We start from the raw sequence: 22,125 nt of genomic DNA on the forward strand, positions 1-22,125 counted from the left end.
CGCCAGGGATCGCCAAAAACAAACGAAAAGGCACTCTGCGGGCCGGGAGACGTCAGTCCCCGGAGGGAAGTGGGTACCCGCTGCAACTCCGGGGACTAACGTCGCCCGGCTCGCCTTCCATTTCTAGTGCAGCCCGGCGGTTACTCCTTCGTCTTCTCTTTTGGCTCTTTCGGCTTCGGCTTGCTGGCCAGCATCCCGCCGGCCCGTTTGCTGATGGGGTCGAGCACACCCCGCACCAAAGCGACCGGCAGGAACGCGGCGTTCATTGTGAGCATCGCCAAAGCAAACTCGGGCATTCCCATCGCCAGGCCGATGAACGCGTGCACGCCGACCGCCGTGAGCAGCACCCACGGCCGGGCCCAGCGGCTCCAGATCAGGCAGCAGTAGAACAGCTCGAAGAAGACGGTGCCGTGGGCGAGCAGCTCCGCCATCCGCAGGTGCCCGGCGAGCCACGTCATGTCGAGCGAGCGATACTCGACGTTGGCGACCGACATCCAGATCGACTCGCCTGTCCACCACATACGGCCCTGCAGCTTGCCGAAGCCGCCGAAGAGGTAGATCACGCAGAGGTGCAGCTGGATGAGCCGCAAGGCGAGATTCGCCGTCCACGACTCATCGACGTAATCGGGGTCGGCGTCCTCGACGCCGCGCCGTATCCGCAGCAGGCGATCCACGCTGTACCGCGCGCCGCACGGGCCGAGCATCACGTACATCGCCAAGAAGCAGTTGATCTTGTCGAGGCCGAAAAACGCCCCCGGCGTGACGTGCAGCGCATAGCTCAGCGCCGCCAAGAACGACCAGACCGCGACCGTCCGGCTGAAAAGCCCGATCGTCAGCAGGAAGAAGACAATCAGGCTCATCACATGGAACGTCCAAACGGCCCACGGCGCCTGCAAGAAGTCGAAGAAATTGACGCCGATCCGCGGATCGGTCATCCGCTCGTGTAGCTCTGGCGGGACCCATCCTTCGGAGCCGAAGAACGCCATGAGGCCAAAGGACCACACAAGGTGCGTCCAGAAGAGCAGCAAGCCGGTCACGACGCGGATCGCCGACAGCACCGCCGGGTCCGCGGGCCGAAACCAGAAGTCGTCCCACGCCGCGGCGAGATCGGCGAAGTAGGTCTTCACAGCTGCCAGGGCGGCTTTCATAGCTCCTCCCCGATCGGCAGCTCTTCCGACGTTTGCGGTTCGCGTTCCGGTGGCGCCGGGACGGGCAGCGGCTCTTCGAGCGACGCCGCGGTCTCTTCAACTCGAGTGATCGTTTGAAACATCTCCGGGGCGTTCGGATCAACGCCCTCCAGCACAGCGCGTGGCGGCAAGGGATTGTGGATCACGCACTCGACCGTGGCGCGGGCGCCGCCATTGGCTCGCAACAACTGCCTCGCATACCCGCGCAGCATCAGTCGCAGCCACTCATCGGGATTGATGTCGGGCGGACCATTGCCCGCCTGGTCGGCGAGCATCATATGGCGGTGGTAATAGAGCCGCGGCCGCTGCGCCGTTTTGTTGGGGAGCGAACCCTCAGCAACAACGGCGCCCGCTTCATCGGTGACCGTGTAGCGCAGCACGTGATTGCGCGGCGGGTCGGGGCCGAAGAAGTGGTAGCCCTGATTGAGATAGAGCGAGTCGGAGTACCAGCGCACGTAGGGCGAGGTCCCGATACGCGACACGAGAATGGACGTCGGCTCGATCGCCAGCGGCGAGATAAAGACAGCGAAGAGATGCCAGACAACGGCAAAGCTAACGGCGATTCGAACCCAGCGAGCGGGTTGCCCGACGGGCGCCGTGCTAGCCCCCCCCTGCCCCGCTGCCGGGGGCTGACGGTCCTTGGGTTTGCCCGATTTCGCCATGGCTATTCGAGGGGGGGCCGAGTGGTGCGTAGGCCCTAGGAGATAGGCGAAGTCGCCGATCTAGGCAACGCCGGTCGCATGGCGGTGGAATGACTGACTCGCCGCTCGCGGCTTAGCGCGGACGGACTCTCACCGCTAAGCCGCGAGCGGCAAACAAAAAACCCCCGCAGCGACAGGGAGTCGCTGCGGGGGTTTCGTTGATTGCTAGCTTGAGCTGCCGATCACCCTTCAGCGAGCGGCGACTTGATCAACGCTGCTGGCGAAGTCGAACTCCAGGTGCTGCGACTCGCCACCCACCAGGGTGATGGTCTGCTCCTGCGTCTTGCCATCAACCATCACGGCGACGGTGTAGGCGTCCCACGTCTCGCCCTGCGGCAGCGTGCTGGTGATGTACTCACGCTCGGCGCCCGACTGCTGTGTGGTCACGCCGGCGAGGGTGACCTTCGCATTGGCGGGGACCGACAGCGTCAGCTTGGTCTTGGCGGTCTCGGGCTTCTTGGCGACGGGGTCCGTCTTACCGAAAGCCAGTTCAGCCGTGCCGCCGCCAATGAGCGTGGCGATCTTCGAATCGACGACCTTCTCGCCATCGGCCTCGTATTCGACGCGGACGCGGTACTGGTACGACTCGCCCTTGTTCAGGCCGTGCGAGACGTAGTTCCGCATGGTGCCGGTGCTGGTCGTCTTGTGATCGTTGACGAACACGACGGCGTCGGCCGGGACCTGGACGCGGAGCGAACCGCTGGTGGCTTCTGCCTTGGCGACGACAACGCCAGCGGAGCTGGTAGTCGAGGCGCTCTCGTAAATCACGTGGCCGCCGTACGAGCCGGTGCTGCCGTGCGAGCCCGTTGAGCCGTAGGAGCCCGTCGAGCCATGCGAACCCGTCGAGCCATGGCTACCGTACGACCCTGTCGAGCCGTGCGAACCCGTGCTGCCGTACGAGCCGTAGCTGCCGTGCGAAGCGTGACGAGCCGCACGACGGGCGGCGTGGCGGGCGTGCATCCGGGCGAACAGACCGCCACCGTGCGAGCCGTAGCTGCCCGTCGAACCATAGGAGCCCGTCGAACCATAGGACCCGGCTGAGCCGTGCGAACCCGTGGAGCCGTAGCTGCCGTACGAGCCCGTCGATGCGTAGCTGACCGAATAACCACCGTACGAACCACGGCTGCCGTACGAGCCCGTGCTGCCGTAGCTGCCATGGGACCCCGCACTGCCGTAGGAGCCATACGAGCCGTAGCTGCCATGGCTCGCCCAGAAGGCGTCGGCCGGGAGGCCGAAGGAAACGCTAGCCGCAACCGCGGCGGCCGTCAGAAGCGAGCGACGAAGCATGCTGGAGCTCCTCATGTCTGCGAAAATCTTCCGGTGAATGAACCAGGCAAAAGCGGGTCGCCTGCGCCGATGACGGCACGGCGTTCATGGCAAAGGATAACCCGGCAGGCGCTAAGATCAAGCGATTACGGGGTTTTTGGCGACTAGGGGCTCCTAGGAGAATAGGCAGAAACTGCCCCCTAGCCCCCTCGATAGAGGCGGTTTAATCAGTCTCTAGCCCGTCCAAAACGGACGTCATCGACCCAAAGCTTCCCGACCCCCCCAAGCAGCCCAATCCGCAACCCCGCCTCGCGGGCGCCAGCGGGGACCGGCAAGACCTCTTCCCGCTCGGTCCAATCGAAGGTCCCGCGTAGCGGGCCGATGACCTCATCCCCTAACCAGACCCGCCGTTCGTCGTAGTAGGTCACGACGACGTAAGGCAGCTGCGACGGCCGCTGGCCGAAGCGGAGCCCCTCTCCCTTAGCCGTGAAGCCAACCCGCAGCCGTTTCACCTTCCGGCCGTCGATAGCGAAACCCTGCAGCGCTTGGCACGGAAGGCCAGGCTCTTTGTTGCTGAAGACAATCGCAGGGTTGTCGCCCCGCGCCGAAGGATCGATCTCCGCTTGGCGCAGATAGTGCCAACCCGCCGGGCGAGGTTCCTCCCCCTCTTCGGCGACCTCACTGAAGTCACCGTTGATGATCGCTGGATTGGCGGGGTCGGGGAGCACCTCACGCCGCTCTTCGGCGGCGCCCGTCATGGGCACGAAGAGGGTTCCGCGTAGCGATTCGCGCACGAGCTCGCCGTTCACTTTCTTTAACAGGCAAAGCTCTTGCTGGAAGCGTTCGCCGAGCGGAATCACCATGCGGCCCCCTTCGGCGAGTTGCTCAACGAGCTTCGGCGGCGGGTTCTCCGGAGAGCAGGTGACAATGATCTTGTCGAAGGGCGCCGCCTCGGGCCATCCTTCGTAGCCATCGCCAATGCGGGCGTGGACGTTCTCGTAATCGAGCCGCCGCAGTGTCTTCGCCGCGCGCTTGCCGAGCGAGGGGACGATCTCGATCGTGTAAACGTCTCTTACGAGCGGCGACAGCACCGCGGCTTGGTAGCCCGAACCGGTGCCGATCTCGAGCACCTTGTCGGTCGGCTTGGGCTCGAGCTGCTCGGTCATGTAGGCCACGACGAACGGCGGCGAGATCGTCTGGCTAGCGCCGATGGGCAACGCCATGTCAGCGTAAGCCAAACGCCGCTGTGCGAGGGGCACGAACTCGTGGCGCCGTGTCGCGCGCATCGCCGCGATGACGCGCGGGTCGGAGACGCCGGCCTCAATGATGGCCGATTCGACCATTCGGGCGCGTTGAGCGTCCCAGTTGGGCCGGTCCTGCTGCGCCGGCGCCGTCGAGGCGACAAGTGTCAGCACAAACAGGGCGATAATTTGGCGACGACGCACCGGCACGGGTTGCGTCACAGCGGGTAGAGCGGGCATGTTCCAATATACGCCTGCTGGCCGCCGGTCTACCGTCCCGAGCGGCGTCCCCTTGCCCTGTCCCGTTCCCCAATCCGTCCCAACCGATGCCATCCGCACCAGCCGACCCCGCCGTCACCCGCCAGCGGCTCCGCTCCGCGATGCCCGTCACGAACAATTGGGCTTATTTCGACCACGCCGCGGTCGCGCCGCTGAGCGGCCCGGCCCGCGACCGCCTCGCCGCATGGGCCGGCGAGGCCGCTGCCGAAGGGGACACCAATTGGCTCGCCTGGGACCGCGGCGTCGAGACAACCCGACGGACCGCCGCCACACTCATCGGCGCCACGCCCGACGAAATCGCGCTCGTCCCCAGCACCACAGCGGGCATTAACCTTGTCGCCGAGGGGCTCGACTGGCGCGACGGCGACAACGTCGTCGTTCTCGCCGACGAGTTTCCCTCGAACCTCTACCCCTGGATGCAGCAGGCGTGGCGCGGCGTTGAGACCCGTACCGTGTCGACCGACCGCGGCCGAATCGACTTCGACCAGCTCCGCGCGGCGTGCGACTCACGGACGCGTATCGTGTCGGTGAGCTGGGTAGCATACGCCAGCGGCTACCGCCAACCGCTCGATGTGGTCGCGGATATCGCCCACAGCGCTGGCGCCCTGTTTTTCCTCGACGCGATCCAAGCCACGGGCGTCTTCCCGCTCGATGTCAGCCAGACCGCGATCGACTTCCTCGCCGCCGACGGCCACAAATGGATGCTCGGCCCCGAAGGCGCCGGTTTTGCCTACATCCGGCAAGAGCACCTCGACAAGCTGCGGCCGCTGGGCGTCGGCTGGCACAGCGTCAAGGCTTCGGGCGAGTTCGGGCGGATCGCGCTGGACCTCAAAGACTCCGCCGCGCGCTACGAAGGGGGCTCCGCCAATATGCCCGGCCACTTGGCGCTAGGGGCGAGCCTCGACCTACTAACCGCCCAACCCACCAACGATGTCGCCGCCGCGGTGCTCGATGTGACGGACTACCTGTGCGAGCGGCTGGCGTCGATTGGCGTCGCGGTCGCGTCGCACCGGGGTATCGAGCAGAACGGCCACGACCCGCGCTCCGGCATCGTCGTCGCCGACCTCACCGACCCCACCGCTGCCCGCCAGCGGCTCTTGGACGCCGGATGCGTCACGAGCGTTCGCGGGGGCCGTCTGCGGATGAGCCCGCATGGTTACACTAGTTACGAGGATGTCGATCGACTGATCGATGTGTTGCGCTGATCCCCCTCCCCTTTTTAGGGGAGGGGCTAGGGGAGGGGTCTGCGGCGTCCACCTACAAAGCCACTCGCCTTCACTCTATCGACGCAACAACGATGGCGATCTGAACTCCGATCGACACCCCCTACCCTCCCCTAGCCCCTCCCTAAAACGGACGGGGAATACGAAGCACTCCGAGGGCTGGCGCCCACGGCTCAGATCTGAACTAGTGCGGCGTCAAACTAATCCGCATTCCGCAATCCCCCGTTCTCTAACTAACGGCCGAAATCGAATGTCTCGCCGCGCCGTCTACACCGGGTCGTTCGACCCCGTCACGCTCGGGCACCTGAACGTGATGCAACGCGCCCGGCTCGTGGCGGACGAACTGATCGTCGGCGTGGGGCACAATGCACACAAGACGGCATTGTTTGATGTTGAAGAGCGGGCCGAGCTGGTCGAACGCGCCGTCAAGGCGGCGGGGCTCGATCACGTCCGCGTCGAAACCTTCGACGGCCTCGCCGTGCGGTTTGTGCGCAAGATGGACGCACGGCTCATCCTTCGCGGTGTGCGGTCCGTCACTGACATGGAAGCAGAGTTCACAATGATCCTCGCCAACCGCAAACTCGACCCGGAGATCGAGACGATCTTCTTCATGGCCGGCGACGAGTTCAGCCATGTGTCGAGCACGCTGATCAAGCAAATCACTCCGCTGGCGAGCGACGACGAGGTGGCGAAATTCGTCCCGCGCGAGATCATTCCCGCCCTACGCGCGAAGCTAGGTGGGTGAGTAAACCGCAGTGGCGCGCTCAAGCCTCGAACTTGAACCGCACGTAAACCTCCGCCAGCGGCAGTTCGACCTCGATCTCATCGAGCGGGATGACGGCTTCGTGGCCCATGTAGAGCTGGGCTTCGAAAGAGTCGAGGTCGGCGGCGTCGGCGCGGCGGCGGTAGACGCTCACCTTCGCCTCGTCGGGCTCCACGAATCGGTAGGCCTTCAGCGATGGGATCGTCAGGTAATTGTCGCGCTTTTCGAGTGAGTCCTGGCGGCGTGTGCTATCGGAAAGAACTTCGACGACAATGGCCGGCTGGTCCTGGAACACCGCGTTGCCAGAGTTCGGTTCGCAAACGACCATCGCGTCGAGGTAATAGAAATAGGTTCCCGATGCGGCACGGATACGAGCCTTGGCGTCCGGGTTCAGCGCCTGGCACGGCTTGCCACGAAGTCGGGAGCCCAATGCGATCAAGATGTTGCTGCTGACTTGATTGTGGCGATATTTCCCGCCCGCCATCGCTTAGACAAACCCACCGATGTACTCATGGCGGATGTACGACCTTTCTTCGGCAGCGAGGTAGTCCTCGACGGAGACCAGTGGTAGGGGGTTGTGGACCTGCCATTTACTCCGTCAGCCTCGGGTCGGTTTGCACTTCCTAGCCACTATAACGACCTTGGCTGTGGCCAGCCGAGGCGTTTAGCGTTTACGATTGCCATCTGTCGAAGAACCGCCCCGCCCTGCCCCGACGGCCGGTATGGATCACGCCCCGCCGCCGTCCGCCAGCTCAACGCCGCCTGCGGGCTCACCCTCGGCAGCGATCGAGCCGACGCTGCGGCTGGACGACCTGCTCGAAGAATGCCTCGAGCGACTTGCCGGGGTCGCGCCGGTTGAAGACGCGCGGGTGCTGCGCGACTTCCTGCCGCCGTCGGCGCCGAATCACGCGCCTTTTTTGCTAGCGGAGTTGGTGAAGCTCGACATGGCCGCCGCGGCCGAGATGGGGCGCGACCCGTGCCTCGATTGGTACCTGGCGGCGATGCCCGACATGCTCGTCGCCGAGCGGTTGCCCTTCGACCTTGTGATCGAGGAGTACCAGCTCCGGCGCGAAAATGGCCACGATCCGCGGCAAGTCGAGTACGCCCAGCGGTTCCCGCAGCACGCCCACCTGCTCGAGAAGTTCTCCTGCAACGCGGTGACGGTCGCGCCCGCGGGGGGGAAGCCGACCGCGCCCGGCGAGTTGATGGCGGGCGATGTGATCGACGACTTCACGGTCGTGCAAGAGTTGGGCCGCGGCGCCTTCGCGCGGGTTTACCTGGCGAGGCAGATGTCGATGCAACGGTTGGTGGCGCTCAAGGTCTCGGCCGGCAAAGGGGACGAGCCCCAGGCGCTAGCGCAGTTCGACCACCCAAACATCGTGCGGGTCTACGACCAGCGCGCGATGGACGACGGATCGACCCACCTGCTCTACATGCAGTATCTGCCCGGAGGGACGCTTTCCGACGTGGTAAAGCGAGTTCAATGGGCGGGGTCCACGGCGTGCAGTGGCGCGGTGATGCTCGACGCGATCGACGACAACCTGCTCGACGCCGCGCAGCAGCCGCCTGAATCGTCGGCTTTGCGGACTTGGATCGCCGAGGCGGCTTGGCCGGTGGCGGTGGCGTGGATCGGCGTACAGATCGCCCGGGCGCTCGACGAAGCGCACCGCCACGGCGTTTTCCACCGCGACGTGAAGCCGGCGAACGTGCTGCTCTCCGCCGAAGGCATTCCGAAACTCGCCGACTTCAACGTCAGCTTCGCGGGCGCCGCGGGCCGCGCGGGAGCGGCGGCGACGCTCGGCGGCTCGATCGGCTACATGGCGCCCGAACACCTCGCGGCGATCGGCGGTCTGCCGGACACCAGTCCCGAGGACGTGTCGGAACGAGCCGACCTCTACTCCCTCGCCGTTCTGCTGTGGGAGCTCTGGCAAGGCCAGCGGCCGTTCCGCATCGAGGGGCAAGCCGACTCGTGGACGGACGCCCTCGCTCAACAGATCGTCTCGCGCGAGGTTGGACTCACCGAGCCGATCCGCATCGGCCACAGCAGCGAGCGCGTTCTCGAGCAGACATTGCGTGAAACGCTGAGCCCGTCGCCCGAAGCGCGGCCCGCGTCGGGCGCCGAGCTAGCCGGGCGGTTGCAGCTCGCGTTGCACCCGGAGGCGGCGGCGGTGTTCGATCCACCACCCAATAACTGGCGGCGCTACGCGTTGGCGGCGTGGCCGCTAACCGTGGTCTTAGCCGCGGTGCTCTTGCCCAACATCGCAGCGGGGCTCTTCAACTACTTCTACAACGAGCGCGAGATCATCCAGAAGCATCCGGAGATGAAGGACTACTTCGTCGCCCTCTCGACGGTGGTGAACTCGATCGCCTTCCCGCTCGGCGGCGTCTTGGCGATGTACTACGGCCTGCCGATCGTACGATCGATCCAACGCGCGAAGCGTGGCGAGGACGCAACGACCGCAGAGATCGACAGCCTGTTTCATCTCTGCCACCGCGGCGCGCTGCTCGGCGGCACGTTGTGGGGGATCGCGAGCTTCGTGTTCCCGATCGCTTTGACTCTGCGGTTTGGTGACGAGTTTCCGCCACAAGAAGCAGGTCACTTCTTCCTCTCGCTACTCGTATGTGGCGGCGTGGCGGCGGTGTACCCCTACTTCTTGCTCGTAACGCTCGCTACTTCGGTTTATTACCCACGCTTGGTGCGTGGCACGATGTCGGACCCCAAGTTCGACAAACGCGGCGTTCACCTCAGCGACCACGGCGTCTACTACCTGCTCGCCGCGGCGTCGATCCCGCTGATGGCGATCGTGCTCCTCTTGTCTCGGACCGAGGAGATGGACAAGTTCCGCGATATGATCCTCTGTGGTGTGTTTGCGACGCTGTTCGGGTTACTGGCCGCGTTCTCGGCGTATCGGTACGTGCTGCGGGTCTGGACTCAGATCACGCCCGTGTTGTCACGGCGGAAGTCCAATGCGGCGCCAGGCCTCGAGTAGAGTCCGCTGTGCGGACCGCACGGTTGAGTTAGTCTCGGTTGTAACTCGTAACGACGGTCCGCACAGCGGACCCTACGAAGAAGACCGCCGGCCCCGTGGGACCGGCGGTCTTTGTACGTTTCAATTCAGTGCTGACGATTACATCCGCACGGCAGCGGCTTCGGTCTCCACTTGGTCGATGCCAAACTCTTCCAGGGCCGAGTCGATCTGTGACTTGGGCGCCGCCAGTTCTTCGGTCACCGGTTCCGGCGCGAGGGCCTCGGCAGCCTCTTGCAGCGGGGCCACCTCGATCACCTGACGGGCGATCTCGGCGCGGTCGAGCAATCGAAGGTTGTTTGACTCGTCGATCTCGGCGAACGAGTCGAAGGCGTCCACGGCGACCATCAGCTTTTGGAAGCCGATCGGCGCGCCGCCGTTGGAGCCCATCGCCAGCGCCTCAACAGGGAGCGTGACCTCGATCTCAACGGTCGCGCCGCCGGGGATCTCTTCGATGCACGCCGTCGCGGTGGGGTCGCAAGGCTTGATCGGGCCGAGCAGCGCCACCAGCGACACGTGCACTTTGCACACCGAGCGGCCACTGTTGTTGGTGACGGCGACGATGAAGGTCGGGGCGCAGGCCGGGTCGCTGATGGCGGACTCGACGACCGTCGTGATCGCTAGGTCGCCGATCTCGTTCGCGGGGAGCTCGAACGATCCGTAGGGCGAAGGGACAATCGAACAACTGGGCGAGGCTAGGCAACCGTGGAACGAGCCGTATCGCATCATCAGGTCGATCACATGGCCACAGCCGGGGGCGCCGGTGAAGGCGGTCTCGACCGGCTGACCTAGTGGCAGGTTGGCGAGGCTAGGCGCTGCGACGGCCAGCGTCGCGATCGCCGCAAGGCGGATTTTTAGTTTGGCGTTCATCGCAACGAATCCTTTTCTATTGAGAGGTCGGTTTTGCTTACGAAGAAGGCCCGGCGACCACGTCGCCGTGAGTCGCCGGGCCTGTTGAGGGACACCCGCTTATCGAAACCCCCGCGGGCTCAGTAGCAGCCCCAATAGCTGGTGACGACCGGCAGGCAGGTCGTGTAGCAGCTCACCACCGGGCGGTAGCAGTACAGCGGGCGGTAGCAGTAGTTGTAGCTGTAGTTCGAGTAGCAGCCGTAGTTGAAGTGGTTGTAGCCACCCCAGCAGTTCCAACCACGGTGGCTGTAACCGCCAAAGCGACGGAAGCATGCCTCAACCGCGTCGGACTCTTCGCCGGCCTCTTCGGCCATCTGATCCACGTCGAGCGAGTTGAGGTCCATCTCTTCGAGTTCCACGCCGGCGTCGCTGATCGAGGCCAGGTCGGTCGATTGCAACTCGCTCATCAGGTCGTCGGCGAAGGCCGAGCCCGAAACAGCCAAGACCGCAACGACAGCGAAGACAACGTTCTTGAGCAACATGATCGAATCTCCAGGCGGCAGGTTTTGGTGAAGGGCCGTGGCGAACTCTGCCGTCGTCTCGCCGCAGCCGTGTTAGTCGCGTCTCTGACGGACCAAGCGACGACCTGCGGCGGGTGTTACCGATCAAACTCGAAAATTGAAAAGTCTCGCGCAGAGACGCGGAGACGCAGAGAGTTGGTGCGTGGAATGACTCACGCAAAGGAGCTAAGACGCAAAGAAGGAAGAAAGGGAAGAGAAAGAAGATTAAACAATCGGTCCTTTGCGTCTTAGCGCCTTTGCGTGAGTCTTAAAGGCTTCCCTTCCTCTGCGTCTCCGCGTCTCTGCGCGAGATTCTCAAGCTTCTTTGGAGAATTGAGTGACAACGGGTAACATCAGCCGCGTGTCGCCGCTGGGCGGGATTAAGGTCCCAACCCAACCCCAACCCCACGACCGATCATGCGTTACTACCTACCAATGGCCCTCGTGGCCCTTTGCCTGCCGGTCGCCGCTAGCGGCGACGAGCTGTTCTCCGAGGTGGCTGTCGAGAGCGTCTTCGGCGCCTCGAGCAAGTCGGCCGATGGCGCTGCCGCCTCGACGGGCGTCTCCGCGACGGGGGTCCGGGTGACCGGCGCCGGGCAGCTCGGCGAGCTGCTGCGGGAACTGGGGTTCGAGCCCGAACGGGTCGATGGCCGCACCGTCACCATCCAGCTGGCCCACGGCCAATGGACGATCCCGACGACGCTCCACGCCGCCATCGACCGCAGCCAGGTCGATGTGACGATGGGCCTGGCGACCCCCGAGAAAGGCGTCAAATGGGACGCCAACAAGCTGCTGCGGCTGCTGGCCGACCCCGAGGACGGGGGCGCCCACTTCGCCTTCGATAGCTCGAAGGGGCAGGTTCAGGTCCGTCAGACGGTGTCGGCCCGTGAGGTCACCAGCGTCAACCTGGGCCGGCTGCTAACCGAGATGGCCGAGTTCGCCGTCTCTCGTGAGAGCGCCTGGTTCGACAAGCCGAAGGAGTCCGACAAGTCGACACCCGCCACTACGAACGCCGCGGCGCCGACCTCGATCATCGGCTCGTGGGTCGCCAGCCTAGGCCAGGGCGAGGCGTTCGCCATCAAGCTCACCGCCGACGGCAAGTTCCAACTCGCCCACGTCAAAGCGGGCAAGACGACCACGTCCAACGGCAAAGCCGAGCGGACGGGTGACCAGCTGAGGCTGGTCGGTGACGGCAGCGTCACGATCTCCGGCACGCTCTCGAACATCACCGCCGAGGGCTTCGACCTGACGCTCACCAGCGGCAAGAAGCTGTCCTTCAAGAAGCCCGCGGCGAAATAAGCGAACTATGGGACCTTTGCAATGACGGCGCAGCCGCGGGCGGAAGCCTGCGGTTGTTGCTGTGCGCGGTCACCAGCAGCGGGCGAGCCCCGAGGCTCCGAGGCTCCGAGGGCTGCCGCCACCCGGCTGAGGTCTTTCGTGAAAGGGGAATCGGGGAACGGCTGTAACACTTTTCGCGGGTTGTCGCTGGGATTTGCAGAACCAACCCTGCCGCTCGCCAAGCGGCTCCAACCCAACTCTTTAAGGAACTCTCCCATGTCCGCTTTCCGCCTCAACTTACGACCCCTGACCTTGCTCGCGGCCTTGGCCGTCATCGCCACCGCGGAGGTGGCGCGGGCCGACGCGGCGCTGTATCGGCAGGTCCTGGACGCCACGACCTGGGTCCTCTCGAAGAACTCCGAAGGGACCTCAAGCGGCACCGGCGTGTTGGTGGACGCCGAGAAGCGGCTGATGATCACCAACGCCCACGTCGTCGGCGACAGCCGTAGTGCGGTGATCTTCTTCCGAGACTTGAAAGACGACAAGCCGATCGTCGAAAAGAAGCACTACCTCGACAATGTCCGTAAACTGGGCGTCCGGGGCCGGATCGTCGCGATCGACCGCAAGCGGGACCTAGCCCTGGTGGAGCTGGAAAAGCTCCCCGAATTCGCCAAGGCCCTCGAACTAGCGGCCGACAGCACGGGCCCCGGCGAGTCGATCGACTCGATCGGCAACCCCGGCGCCAGCGACGCCCTCTGGGTCTACACCTCGGGCAAAGTCCGCAGCGTCTACGTCAAGGAGTTCCGCACCGGCGCCGGCGAGCACGAGTTCCGCGTCGTCGAAACCCAGTCGCCGCTCAACACGGGCGACTCGGGTGGACCGATCGTCAGCCAGGACGGCAAACTCGTGGGCGTCGTCCAGGCGATCAGCAAGAAGGGCTCGCTGATCAGCTACGGCGTGGACATCAACGAGGTGAAGGAGTTCCTCGCCAGCGACTGGAAGCCCGCCCCGCTGCCCATCGCCGACGTGCTCGCCAAGACCGAATTGAAGGCTGAGAAGCACGAATCGGGCCACTTCACGGTCAAGATCGCGACCGAGAAGGACGGCGATCAGGAGGTCTTCGTCACCAAGGACACCGAGTACTACGGCCGGACCGACGTCCGTAAGGTGTGGTCGCTGGCCGCCTCGATCGAGTCAAAGGAGTTGACCGAGGAGACGATGCGGAAGCTGCTGGAACAGTCGGCCCGCACGAAGCTCGGCGGCTGGTCGGTCGAGTCGGACGGCCAGGGCAAGTACCTGCTGATCTACGTCTCGAAGGTCGACGCCACGGCGACGCCCGACTCGCTGGCGAGCATCCTGGAGTACACCGGCAAGATCACCGCGGCGATGAAAAAGGAGCTGGAGCCGAAGAAGGCCGCCCAGGAAGCGAGCGACACGCTCCAAGACTGGCTCTCGGAGTAATGGCCCGGTTTTATCTTGTTAAGCCCAACGATCGATCTGAGCCGTGGGCGCGAGCCCTCGGTGGGGAGATTGGTACCCGCTACCCACCGAGGGCTCGCGCCCACGGCTCAGACGTTCACCTCTGGTGGGGGATGCGGGAGTGGCTCGACCTCAGACGACGGCGGCGGTCATGGACATGCGTTTACATCCGCATAGAGGGCCCATTCGGGGCCTCTTGGGACTCGGGTAAGGGTTTACCAAGGCCCCTCACCAAAACGCCGTAAACGGCCTGCTAGAGGCCTTCCTGAGGGTTAGTGGGAAACCTCTACGTCGTTGGTCGGCTGGAAACGCCGCGAATCGCGTCTTTCGTGGGGCTCTGAAAAAGAATCCTCGAAAAACCCGTAACACTCCGCCGCCAGGCCCGCTGAGCCTTTCAGACGGGGACGACAAGAGCCCCGCTCAGCCAACCCAAACGCTTCAAAACAAGGAACCCAGCCATGTCCCGCACCGCCCGCACCGCCAAGATCACCCTCGCCGCTCTCACCCTGGTCGCCGTAACGGCCGGCAGCTCGCTCGCCTGCGGCGGCGGTGGCGGCGGCGGCCGCACCTCGGGCCGCTTCGCGATCAACTACCACCGCAACGTCGGCCACATGAAGACCCAGGCCCCGCGGCAAAGCTACAACCAAGGCGGCAACTACCACCGCGCCGCCCCCAGCTACCACCAGGCGCCAGTCGTCTCGCAGCCGATTCACCATCAGCCGGTCGCCGTTCAGCCGCAGCACGTGCAACAGCCCGTCCAACAGCCGATCGTGCAGCAGCCCACCGCGGCGCCGCAGTTCGCCCCCCAGCAGGGCGCCCAACCGACCGGCGTCGTGACCACGCCTGCCACTGTTGACCCGACGGCCCAATCGCCTGAAGACGCCGCCCTGGCCGCTTTGGCGGCCTTTGGCGAGTGAGACTCTCCCCCAGAATTGGGTTGGCCCGAGAGGGGGCGCTTCGGCAGTGTGCCGGGGCGTCCCCTCTTGCTTTTTTGGCGGGTCAAAACCGGGAGCACTCCCCCCCCACTTGCGTGTGGGGCTCTGAGTTGTCGAGCAGGTGCGACTGTCCTTGCGGTTCCTTTCTGCTGAGGCGGGGAAGTTTTCGAGGAATGTTAGTAACAGGCGCCCTGCCCTGCCGCTGGGCTCTTTAGACGGGGGCGATGACCAACCCCTGAAGCCAACCCCCGCAAGACAAGGAACCCCAATCATGGCCTCGACCTTCACCAACGCGACCTGCTCGATCGTTCTCACTGCCCTGTCGGCCTCGCAGGCGTTCGCCTGCGGCGGTGGCGGCGGCGGCTTCGGTGGGTACAGCGGCGGATACGGCGGCGGTTATAGCTACCCGAGCTACTCGCAGCCCGCTTACCACCAACCCGTCTACCAACAGCCGCAGCGTGTCGTACACCAGCCGCAGCATTACGGCCAGCAACCGCAATACGGCCAAACCCCGTACGGTCAGCAGCCGTACAGCGGCCAACCGGCGTTTCAGCCGCAAGGCCAATCGCAAGGCCAGCCGCAGTTCGCCCAGCAGCCGCAGGGGCAGCCGCCACAGCAACCCATCGCTCAGCAGCCGCAACAGCAGCAAGCCGCGCCTCAAGCAGCGGCCCCACAGCAGCAGCCGACGCCGCAGGCGGCTTCACAGCCGAGCCTCGACGCGTCGGGCTCCGCGCTCGACGCCCTGGCGGCGTTCGGCGGCGCCCCTGCGGCTCAAGGGGTGTCCTCCCAGTCCCCGAGCTTCGTCGGCTCGTGGACGGCGAACGTCAACGGCACGAACCGCGTCCAGCTGCAACTCGACGCCAACGGCGGCTTCAACTGGGTCGCCAACTCCAACGGCAAGGTCAGCTCGTTCGGCGGCAGCTACACGCTCGCCAATGGCCAGCTGACGCTCATTCGGTCCAGCGACAACCAGCAACTCGCCGGCACGCTGATCCCCGAATCGGCGGGCGGCTTCCGCTTCAAGCTCGCCTCGTCGACCGGCGACGGCCTGCTGTTCGTCCGTTGAACGACACCGCGATAAACAGAACGCCAACCGCCGGGCCCAACTTGGGCCCGGCGGTTTTGTCGTTGCCACCGCGCCAGTCCAACGGACCGCCATCGTGCGACCCGGGAAGCGTCGAATCCCGCAGGGAAGCGGGCGCCTGATTCCCTCGGGGGGCTGACGCCACCCGGCTCACCTGGAATCAGCCTCATTACGGATCGCCCCAATGAAATCCTTGACGACGGCGACTCTGCGGATTACGTTGACCTTTCAGGTGCAGGTTCTCTGCTCCGAGGGTTCCTCGTTTCACTAAACGTGGCCCCTTGCTCAACCCGGAAGTCTTAACCCCCCAAGGCGTGACTAATGGCAATCTCGGCTGCTCTCGCAGCCATCGCCAGATCGTAAGCGTGCCCTTCGGCACGACGCCCCCTGTGGCGTACCGATTCTCACCCCTTGAAAAGACTTCCTATGCCGGCCTCCACCTTCGCAGGGTGGCGGGTTCTGCCGGCGCTGGCCGCACTCGTTTGCGCCGCGCTGCTCCCCGCCCCGACTTACGCCCAATCCTTCAGCAGCTACCTCGGTGGCTGGAGCTACGTCGATCGCAACAACGATGGCGTACTCAATTTCAGCAACGATCCGAATCCAGAAATCGTGATCGGCGGCGTCGAAATCAACTTGTACAAGCACAACGGGGTTGATTACATCCAGATCGCCAGCACCGCGACGGACCCCTACGGCCGTTATCAGTTCGGCCAGTTAGACGCGGGCCGCTACAAGATCGAACAAGTCCAGCCCGTGGGCTGGGTCGACGGAAAAGACACCGCGGGCGTGCTGCTCGCCATCAATGACCAGTCGGTCCCGCCCGGCAGCAATGTCGGCGTGTCGGGCAACAACTTCGTTACCGACATCCAGCTCACCAATAATACGATCGGTGAGTTCTACAACTTCGGCGAACGCGGTCTGGCCGCGGGGTACGTGTCGAAGCGTTTCTTGTTCGCTTCGACACCCTCGAATCCCTTTGGCGAGCCGGTCCCCGAGCCAACGACCTTGGCGATGATCGTTGGCGTCGGGGTTGGCTTGCTGACCGCTCCACGCCGTCGTTGACGTAACGCGTCGCGCTAGTAGGTAAAGTCGACGCCGAAATCGAAGCCGTGCGCCACAAGGTCCGATCCGGTGACGCCCGGGAACGCCGGTTCCGGACCGCCGCCGGTCTGCACGGGCGGCAGGTTCCGCGGGTCCACCGCCAGCCCTGGCGGCAGATGCGACGCGGCGCGGGCCACGTCGCCCCAAAGGATCACGTTGTACCCGGCATGGATGCCGAGGTTGCACGTCAGCTGCGCGCCCAGGCCGAGCCGGAACTCGGGGATCACCACCGTCGAGGTGTCCGTGTAGCGGCCGATGTTGGTCACTTCGGACGTGAGCAGGCCGCCATCGAACGTGGCCGTTCCGCCGCCGGGGACGTTGTTGATCGTCTGTCCGCCGACGGTGACGGTGCGGCGGTTGGCGCCGATCGCCAGCTTGGCCGAGCCATCGATCCACCACCACGAGCAGCCACGCCGCGCCATCAGGCCGATCTCGCCGCCGTGGAACTCGTTCTTGGCGTCGAACTGGTCGTGCACCGAGATCGTCGTGCCGGGCACCAGTGGCTGCGTCGTGCCCGGAAGCACTTCCAGCTGCTCGTTGATCGACAGGCTCGAGTCGAGCTGGTAGTAGCGGTACCCCGACATCACATCGAGCGTGAACGACGGGCCACAGCCGCACGGGTCGCAGCAACGGATCAAGTTCTGCTGCAACGAGATGCCCGCGCCTTGGAACGTGTCCGAACCACGGACCGTGACCGTGCCGTCGAGCTCGTTCGGCACCGAGACAAGCTCCGCATCGGGCTCGTCCAGTTCGCTGTTGAAAAACGGGCGGCCGACGATGGTGTTCGGGTCTTGCGAACGCGAGTAGTCGTAGCCGTCGCTGCCGGTGTTGAAGTAGTCGCCGGCGATCCCGATGGTCTGGCAGCCGTCGAGCCACACCCCGCCGCGGAGCCGGTAACCGCTCCGCCAGCCGTCGCCGATCCGCTCGTCACCGGCCAGGATGCTGGTCGTCGGCTGGCCCAAGACGGCCGAATCGACAATCGGCGTGCCCGCCGGGCTAGCAGTCACCAGCGGCGGCACGTAGTCGCCGTCGAGCTGCCAGAGAATGTAGTCGGCCGAGAACCACGCCCCGCCGAGCCCGCCTCTGCCGCCGCCGTAGGTGTAGCAAACCTCGTCGCCACATCCGCAGGCTTCGGGCAGATCGCAGACGGTGTCACAGCAGCCATAGCTCGTGACGTCGCAGCAATCCGACGCGTAGGCGTCTTGGGCGTGGCTCACCGCCGGCCAAGCCAGCAGCGCTGCCGTGAGCCCCATCGTGCGACGCAACGCGCCGCCTAGGTTAAAGCGCATCATCCCCTCCCCCCCTGTAAACTCTGACCGATCCGCCGGCTTGAACGACCAAGCCGCAAATAGCGGATCGACAGGTTGCCCCAGTCGTGGGGATCGTCCGGGTTGGGAGGGTTACTTTGCCGGAAGCGGCTGCCGAAAAAGGCTTCTAGCCGGCGGTTGGGGGACCTTGCGGGCTGGGCGATTTTTACCTTCGGGCAGGGGGCAGCAGGCCCGGGGCTGGCGCTGCTATCGCGACAGCGAAGACTCCAGGGCCTAGCGCCGCCTCTCTCGCCGCCGCCGCGTTGCTAGCGGTCGGTAGGGCGGACGTCTTCTAGCTGCTCTTCGAGGACGCGGACGCTACGCGACAAGAGCACCCGGATCGCGACGTCGGTCTTGCCGAGCCGGGCGGCGATCTCTTTGGTGGGGAGGCCCTCGGCGTAGCGCATCTGGACTGCGGTGCGGGCCTCGTCGGAGAGCCCGCCGACCGCCTCGTGCATGCGTTGTACTCGCACGTCGCGGCTGAACGCGGCGCTGGGCGAGGTGATGCTAGCGGCGAGGAACGCCTCGAACCCCCCTGCCCCATCGTCGCCCGCGGCGTGCATCGACTGCACCCGGCCCGCGTCGCGCCGCTGGGCGCCGAAGTGAAACCGATGGGCGTCCACCACCCGCCGCCGGCACAGCTCTTGGAGCCACTGGATCGGCTCGTACCGGTCGAGCGGCGCCGTCTCCAAACCGGCCAGCGCGGCGGCGGCGACCTCCTGGATCAGGTCGTCGGGCTCGACCATCGAGAGCAGCTTCGCGCTCATGATCGACTTGGTGAAGCCAACGAGCCGGTTACGCTCGGCGTCGATCAGCTCGGCGAGCGCCTGGGCGTCGCGCGCCTTCACCCGTTCGACCAGGGCGTCATTGGGTTCCATCGCAACCACGGGGTTTGAGGAGTTCACCACGACGGACACAACGGGCACGACGAGATGAATCTACCGCCCTGCCCTTTCATCCAGGCAAGCAATTTAGCAAGAAGACAACGCCCCGCCGAGCAGGCCCTGACTACCCTTCTAGAAATCAACCACAAAGGAACGAAGGAACCAAGGACGACGACATGTCAGTCCCTTCGTTCCTTTGTTCCTTAGTGGTTCAAAAAAAAGAACCCGGGAAAGACTTAGTGAATCGTCCGCCCGCCGTTGACGCTCAGCGACACGCCGGTGACGAACTTGGCGTCGTCCGACGCGAAGTACGCCACCGCGGCGGCGACGTCCTCGGGCTTGCCGAAGCGGCCCATCGGCGCGAGGGCCAGGTACTCGTCCTTGGCCTCCTGCGGCGCGTCTTCGTGGCGTTCGACCGGGATCCAGCCCGGCGCCACCATGTTGACGGTGATCCCGTGCGGCGCGAACTCGGCGGCGTTCGACTTTGCGAGGCCGATCTGGCCCCCCTTCGCGGCGACGTAGGGGCAGAAGTTGGGCCACGCGCCGTCGAACACCTCGCTGGTGATATGAACGATCCGCCCCCACCCCTGCCGCTTCATGTGCGGCACACACGCCTTGGTGAGCAGGAAGGGGCTCTTGATAAAGAAGTCCACCATCCGCTGCGCGAACGCCCAGTCGTACTCCTCGATCGGCGTCATCGGCTGATCGCACGTCGCGTTGGGCACGAGGATATCAACCGGCCCAATCTTGCTCTCGATTTCACCCAGCAAGTCAGCAACGCCCGCCTCCTCAGTAACGTCGGCGCGCACGAGGCAGTGCTCGCCGCCAATCGCCTGCAACTCAGCAAACGCCTTCGCAGCGACTTCCTGATTGCCGTAGTAGTTCATCGCCACCCGCGCGCCACGCCGGGCAAGCTCAAGGGCGATGCGTTTACCGAGGCCACGAGTCGAGCCAGTGACGAGAGCGGTGCGATTGGATAGTTCAGTCATTTCGATGCTTGATCAACGTAAACAGCAGCCAATGGATTCCCCCCGTATCGAGAATCGCAGCAACTGCGCTAGTGATGAAAACCCAAGTTGGTAGTTGCACAAAGAGAAGGCAACCGAGGATTAGAAGACTACCTATGAAAGGGAATCCCGACGCCCACTTGAAATCCCCAAGAACTCCTCCGCGGGCTTGCCACAATGGATACCGCAAGAAACTCAAGTAGAAGTTAAGTGACGAGATCAGCACCCCGATGGCTAGCAGTAAGTAGAAGATTGCCGGGACAGTCATTCGCTACCTTATAGCCGTGCCATTTGACCATCCCCGTATCCCCACTTCATCCCCCCATCTCCCTTCCTAACGCCACCCCCAGTTAAGCGATCACCTCGCGGATAGGCTCCGCCCCCTCGACGCCAACGAGCTTCTGATCAAGCCCATTGTAGAAATAGCTGAGATGGTTCGGGTCCAGGCCCAGTTGGTGCAGCACGGTCGCATGCATCTCCTTGACCGTTAACGGGCGGTCCACGGCGCGGGCGCCGAGTTCGTCGGTCGAGCCAACCGAGACGCCGCCCTTGATGCCGCCGCCGGCCATCCACATCGTGAAGCCGTACGAGTTGTGGTCGCGGCCCGTCCCTTCGGCGTACTCGGCCGTCGGTTGGCGGCCGAACTCGCCGCCCCAGATGACGAGCGTGTCGTCCCACAGGCCGCGCTGCTTGAGGTCTTTCAGCAGCGTGGCGATCGGCAGGTCGGTCTCCGCGGCGTGCTGCGTGTGGTTCTTCACGAGGTCGCCGTGGGCGTCCCAGTTGTAGTCGATGTGGTTGCCTCCCGAGTACACCTGGATGAAGCGTACGCCCCGCTCGACAAGCCGGCGCGCAAGCAGGCACTGCGAACCGAAGTGGTGCGTCGGCTGCTTGCCAACGCCGTACGCTTCGAGTGTCGCGGGCGACTCTTGGGCGAGCTCGACCGCCTCGGGCGCCGACATCTGCATCTTGTAAGCGAGCTCGTAGCTGGCGATCCGCGCCGCCAGGTTGTCGTCATTGCCCCGCGCGTTCATGTGGCGCGTGTTGATCTTGGCGAGCGCGTCGAGCGTGTCTCGCTGCATCTCGCGCGTGACGCCTTCGGGGCGGGCCAGGTCGAGGATCGGCGCGCCCTCGTGGCGGAAGACGACCCCCTGGTGCTTGGCGGGCATGTAGCCGCTCGACCAGTTCTTGGCGCCGCTGATCGGCCCGCCCGACGGGTCGAGCATCACCACGAACGCTGGCAGGTCCTCGTTCGCGCTCCCCAGGCCGTAGTGGACCCACGAGCCCATCGCGGGACTCCCCGACAGCAGCTTGCCCGAGTTCATCATCAGCATCGCCGAGCCGTGGATCGGGCTGTCGGCCGTCATGCTGTGGAGAAATGCGATGTCGTCGACGTGCTGGCCGACGTTCGGGAACAGGTCGCTGACCCACTTGCCGCACTGGCCGTACTGCTTGAACTTCCAGCGCGGCTCGACGATGCGGCCCTCGTTCTTCTTGCCCCCGCGGCCGAAGGTGCTGACGGCCACCGTCTTGCCGTCGGTGCCGATCATGTCGGGCTTGTAGTCGAACGTGTCGATGTGGCTTGGGCCGCCGTACATGAACAGGAAGATGACGCTCTTCGCCTTCGTCTTGGCGGCGGCGCGTTTAGCGACATCGACCGGGCTCGGCGTCGAGGCGGCACGCGCGGTGTTGGCGAAGAAGCCGTCCGAACCGAGCATCCCCGCCAGCGCAGCAGCGCCGAAGCCGCCGCCGGTCTGCCAGAGGAACTCACGCCGCGTGCGGCCGCAGAAGTTGCGTTGCATAGGAATCGATCGTATGGGGTTCGCGCTTAATCCCCCTCCCCCGGCACGGGGGAGGGGTTAGGGGAGGGGGATAACTAGGTACACGGCTAACGGTACGAATTGGTGAACCGTGTATCCGCTTCGCCTCCTCCCCTAGCCCCTCCTCCTGAAGGAGGA

Annotated in this window: 19 protein-coding genes; 8 read left to right on the forward strand and 11 right to left on the reverse strand. The window is 64.8% G+C overall.

All coding sequences use genetic code 11. From position 1 onward, the window contains the following. Window positions 1-140: 140 nt before the first annotated feature. The 4 genes from Spa11_RS14365 to Spa11_RS14380 all read right to left on the reverse strand — a co-directional run bounded on the left by Spa11_RS14365 (window position 141) and on the right by Spa11_RS14380 (window position 4,635). Window positions 141-1,148, reverse strand: coding sequence for an HTTM domain-containing protein (locus Spa11_RS14365; protein ID WP_145113420.1), 1,008 nt, complete (start codon window positions 1,146-1,148; stop codon window positions 141-143). Next, window positions 1,145-1,849, reverse strand: a complete 705-nt coding sequence (locus Spa11_RS14370; protein ID WP_145113422.1) for a hypothetical protein — start codon at window positions 1,847-1,849, stop codon at window positions 1,145-1,147. Before Spa11_RS14370 ends, Spa11_RS14365 begins: the two co-directional genes overlap by 4 nt. Window positions 1,850-2,077: 228 nt before the next feature. Further along, entirely contained in the window at window positions 2,078-3,175 is a 1,098-nt protein-coding gene (locus Spa11_RS14375) for a TIGR03000 domain-containing protein (protein WP_197529411.1), read from the reverse strand. A gap of 206 nt (window positions 3,176-3,381) precedes the next feature. Continuing rightward, complete coding sequence (locus tag Spa11_RS14380; RefSeq protein ID WP_197529412.1) at window positions 3,382-4,635, reverse strand: protein-L-isoaspartate(D-aspartate) O-methyltransferase; 1,254 nt, start codon at window positions 4,633-4,635, stop codon at window positions 3,382-3,384. Window positions 4,636-4,721: 86 nt separating this feature from the next. Between Spa11_RS14380 and Spa11_RS14385 the strand changes: the two genes are divergently transcribed. Together Spa11_RS14385 and coaD are read left to right on the forward strand one after the other, a co-directional pair. Beyond that, a complete protein-coding gene (locus Spa11_RS14385) occupies window positions 4,722-5,879 on the forward strand; it encodes an aminotransferase class V-fold PLP-dependent enzyme (protein ID WP_145113428.1) in 1,158 nt (385 codons plus the stop codon). Between the two features lie 268 nt (window positions 5,880-6,147). Next, a complete protein-coding gene (gene coaD / locus Spa11_RS14390; protein ID WP_145113430.1) occupies window positions 6,148-6,642 on the forward strand; it encodes a pantetheine-phosphate adenylyltransferase in 495 nt (164 codons plus the stop codon). 19 nt (window positions 6,643-6,661) lie between these two features. Here the strand turns inward: coaD and Spa11_RS14395 are convergent, their stop codons facing one another. After that, the gene (locus Spa11_RS14395) at window positions 6,662-7,144 is read right to left on the reverse strand and encodes a Uma2 family endonuclease (protein ID WP_145113432.1); all 483 of its coding nucleotides are present in this window, start codon (window positions 7,142-7,144) and stop codon (window positions 6,662-6,664) included. Window positions 7,145-7,382: 238 nt separating this feature from the next. Here Spa11_RS14395 and Spa11_RS14400 point away from each other — a divergent pair, with 238 nt between their 5' ends. After that, the gene (locus tag Spa11_RS14400; protein ID WP_145113434.1) at window positions 7,383-9,650 is read left to right on the forward strand and encodes a serine/threonine protein kinase; all 2,268 of its coding nucleotides are present in this window, start codon (window positions 7,383-7,385) and stop codon (window positions 9,648-9,650) included. A gap of 138 nt (window positions 9,651-9,788) precedes the next feature. Here the strand turns inward: Spa11_RS14400 and Spa11_RS14405 are convergent, their stop codons facing one another. Both Spa11_RS14405 and Spa11_RS14410 read right to left on the reverse strand, forming a co-directional pair. Further along, the gene (locus Spa11_RS14405) at window positions 9,789-10,556 is read right to left on the reverse strand and encodes a hypothetical protein (RefSeq protein ID WP_145113436.1); all 768 of its coding nucleotides are present in this window, start codon (window positions 10,554-10,556) and stop codon (window positions 9,789-9,791) included. A 119-nt stretch (window positions 10,557-10,675) separates the two neighbouring features. After that, window positions 10,676-11,077, reverse strand: coding sequence for a hypothetical protein (locus Spa11_RS14410; RefSeq protein ID WP_231932942.1), 402 nt, complete (start codon window positions 11,075-11,077; stop codon window positions 10,676-10,678). Between the two features lie 435 nt (window positions 11,078-11,512). Between Spa11_RS14410 and Spa11_RS14415 the strand changes: the two genes are divergently transcribed. The 5 genes from Spa11_RS14415 to Spa11_RS14435 all read left to right on the forward strand — a co-directional run bounded on the left by Spa11_RS14415 (window position 11,513) and on the right by Spa11_RS14435 (window position 16,933). Beyond that, window positions 11,513-12,394 (forward strand): hypothetical protein, encoded by an 882-nt coding sequence (locus Spa11_RS14415; protein WP_145113438.1) that lies wholly within the window; start codon window positions 11,513-11,515, stop codon window positions 12,392-12,394. Between the two features lie 255 nt (window positions 12,395-12,649). Then, window positions 12,650-13,834 carry a S1 family peptidase gene (locus tag Spa11_RS14420; RefSeq protein ID WP_145113440.1) on the forward strand — a complete coding sequence of 395 codons (1,185 nt, stop codon included), beginning with the start codon at window positions 12,650-12,652 and terminating at the stop codon, window positions 13,832-13,834. Window positions 13,835-14,310: 476 nt separating this feature from the next. After that, a complete protein-coding gene (locus Spa11_RS14425; protein WP_145113442.1) occupies window positions 14,311-14,769 on the forward strand; it encodes a hypothetical protein in 459 nt (152 codons plus the stop codon). A 289-nt stretch (window positions 14,770-15,058) separates the two neighbouring features. Continuing rightward, a complete protein-coding gene (locus Spa11_RS23015) occupies window positions 15,059-15,853 on the forward strand; it encodes a hypothetical protein (protein ID WP_197529413.1) in 795 nt (264 codons plus the stop codon). 444 nt (window positions 15,854-16,297) lie between these two features. Continuing rightward, complete coding sequence (locus Spa11_RS14435) at window positions 16,298-16,933, forward strand: SdrD B-like domain-containing protein (RefSeq protein WP_145113444.1); 636 nt, start codon at window positions 16,298-16,300, stop codon at window positions 16,931-16,933. A gap of 14 nt (window positions 16,934-16,947) precedes the next feature. Here Spa11_RS14435 and Spa11_RS14440 read toward each other — a convergent pair whose 3' ends face one another. From Spa11_RS14440 to Spa11_RS14455, 4 genes are all read right to left on the reverse strand, one after another. After that, window positions 16,948-18,264 (reverse strand): BBP7 family outer membrane beta-barrel protein, encoded by a 1,317-nt coding sequence (locus Spa11_RS14440; RefSeq protein WP_145113446.1) that lies wholly within the window; start codon window positions 18,262-18,264, stop codon window positions 16,948-16,950. 281 nt (window positions 18,265-18,545) lie between these two features. Continuing rightward, the gene (locus Spa11_RS14445) at window positions 18,546-19,157 is read right to left on the reverse strand and encodes an RNA polymerase sigma factor (RefSeq protein ID WP_145113449.1); all 612 of its coding nucleotides are present in this window, start codon (window positions 19,155-19,157) and stop codon (window positions 18,546-18,548) included. 242 nt (window positions 19,158-19,399) lie between these two features. Next, on the reverse strand, window positions 19,400-20,152 hold the full coding sequence (locus Spa11_RS14450) for an SDR family NAD(P)-dependent oxidoreductase (RefSeq protein ID WP_145113451.1): 753 nt from the start codon (window positions 20,150-20,152) through the stop codon (window positions 19,400-19,402). 368 nt (window positions 20,153-20,520) lie between these two features. After that, window positions 20,521-21,969 (reverse strand): DUF1501 domain-containing protein, encoded by a 1,449-nt coding sequence (locus Spa11_RS14455; RefSeq protein ID WP_145113453.1) that lies wholly within the window; start codon window positions 21,967-21,969, stop codon window positions 20,521-20,523. Window positions 21,970-22,125: the final 156 nt, after the last annotated feature.

The sequence above is a fragment of the Botrimarina mediterranea genome (assembly GCF_007753265.1).
In the GTDB taxonomy this organism is placed as follows: Bacteria; Planctomycetota; Planctomycetia; order Pirellulales; family Lacipirellulaceae; genus Botrimarina; species Botrimarina mediterranea.

Bases quoted from the DNA above. Each gene is read 5' to 3' on its own strand.
- Spa11_RS14365 (WP_145113420.1), bottom strand. From the start codon at position 1,148: ATGAAAGCCGCCCTGGCAGCTGTGAAGACCTACTTCGCCGATCTCGCC.
- Spa11_RS14370 (WP_145113422.1), bottom strand. From the start codon at position 1,849: ATGGCGAAATCGGGCAAACCCAAGGACCGTCAGCCCCCGGCAGCGGGG.
- Spa11_RS14375 (WP_197529411.1), bottom strand. From the start codon at position 3,175: ATGCTTCGTCGCTCGCTTCTGACGGCCGCCGCGGTTGCGGCTAGCGTT.
- Spa11_RS14380 (WP_197529412.1), bottom strand. From the start codon at position 4,635: ATGCCCGCTCTACCCGCTGTGACGCAACCCGTGCCGGTGCGTCGTCGC.
- Spa11_RS14385 (WP_145113428.1), top strand. From the start codon at position 4,722: ATGCCATCCGCACCAGCCGACCCCGCCGTCACCCGCCAGCGGCTCCGC.
- coaD (WP_145113430.1), top strand. From the start codon at position 6,148: ATGTCTCGCCGCGCCGTCTACACCGGGTCGTTCGACCCCGTCACGCTC.
- Spa11_RS14395 (WP_145113432.1), bottom strand. From the start codon at position 7,144: ATGGCGGGCGGGAAATATCGCCACAATCAAGTCAGCAGCAACATCTTG.
- Spa11_RS14400 (WP_145113434.1), top strand. From the start codon at position 7,383: ATGGATCACGCCCCGCCGCCGTCCGCCAGCTCAACGCCGCCTGCGGGC.
- Spa11_RS14405 (WP_145113436.1), bottom strand. From the start codon at position 10,556: ATGAACGCCAAACTAAAAATCCGCCTTGCGGCGATCGCGACGCTGGCC.
- Spa11_RS14410 (WP_231932942.1), bottom strand. From the start codon at position 11,077: ATGTTGCTCAAGAACGTTGTCTTCGCTGTCGTTGCGGTCTTGGCTGTT.
- Spa11_RS14415 (WP_145113438.1), top strand. From the start codon at position 11,513: ATGCGTTACTACCTACCAATGGCCCTCGTGGCCCTTTGCCTGCCGGTC.
- Spa11_RS14420 (WP_145113440.1), top strand. From the start codon at position 12,650: ATGTCCGCTTTCCGCCTCAACTTACGACCCCTGACCTTGCTCGCGGCC.
- Spa11_RS14425 (WP_145113442.1), top strand. From the start codon at position 14,311: ATGTCCCGCACCGCCCGCACCGCCAAGATCACCCTCGCCGCTCTCACC.
- Spa11_RS23015 (WP_197529413.1), top strand. From the start codon at position 15,059: ATGGCCTCGACCTTCACCAACGCGACCTGCTCGATCGTTCTCACTGCC.
- Spa11_RS14435 (WP_145113444.1), top strand. From the start codon at position 16,298: ATGCCGGCCTCCACCTTCGCAGGGTGGCGGGTTCTGCCGGCGCTGGCC.
- Spa11_RS14440 (WP_145113446.1), bottom strand. From the start codon at position 18,264: ATGATGCGCTTTAACCTAGGCGGCGCGTTGCGTCGCACGATGGGGCTC.
- Spa11_RS14445 (WP_145113449.1), bottom strand. From the start codon at position 19,157: ATGGAACCCAATGACGCCCTGGTCGAACGGGTGAAGGCGCGCGACGCC.
- Spa11_RS14450 (WP_145113451.1), bottom strand. From the start codon at position 20,152: ATGACTGAACTATCCAATCGCACCGCTCTCGTCACTGGCTCGACTCGT.
- Spa11_RS14455 (WP_145113453.1), bottom strand. From the start codon at position 21,969: ATGCAACGCAACTTCTGCGGCCGCACGCGGCGTGAGTTCCTCTGGCAG.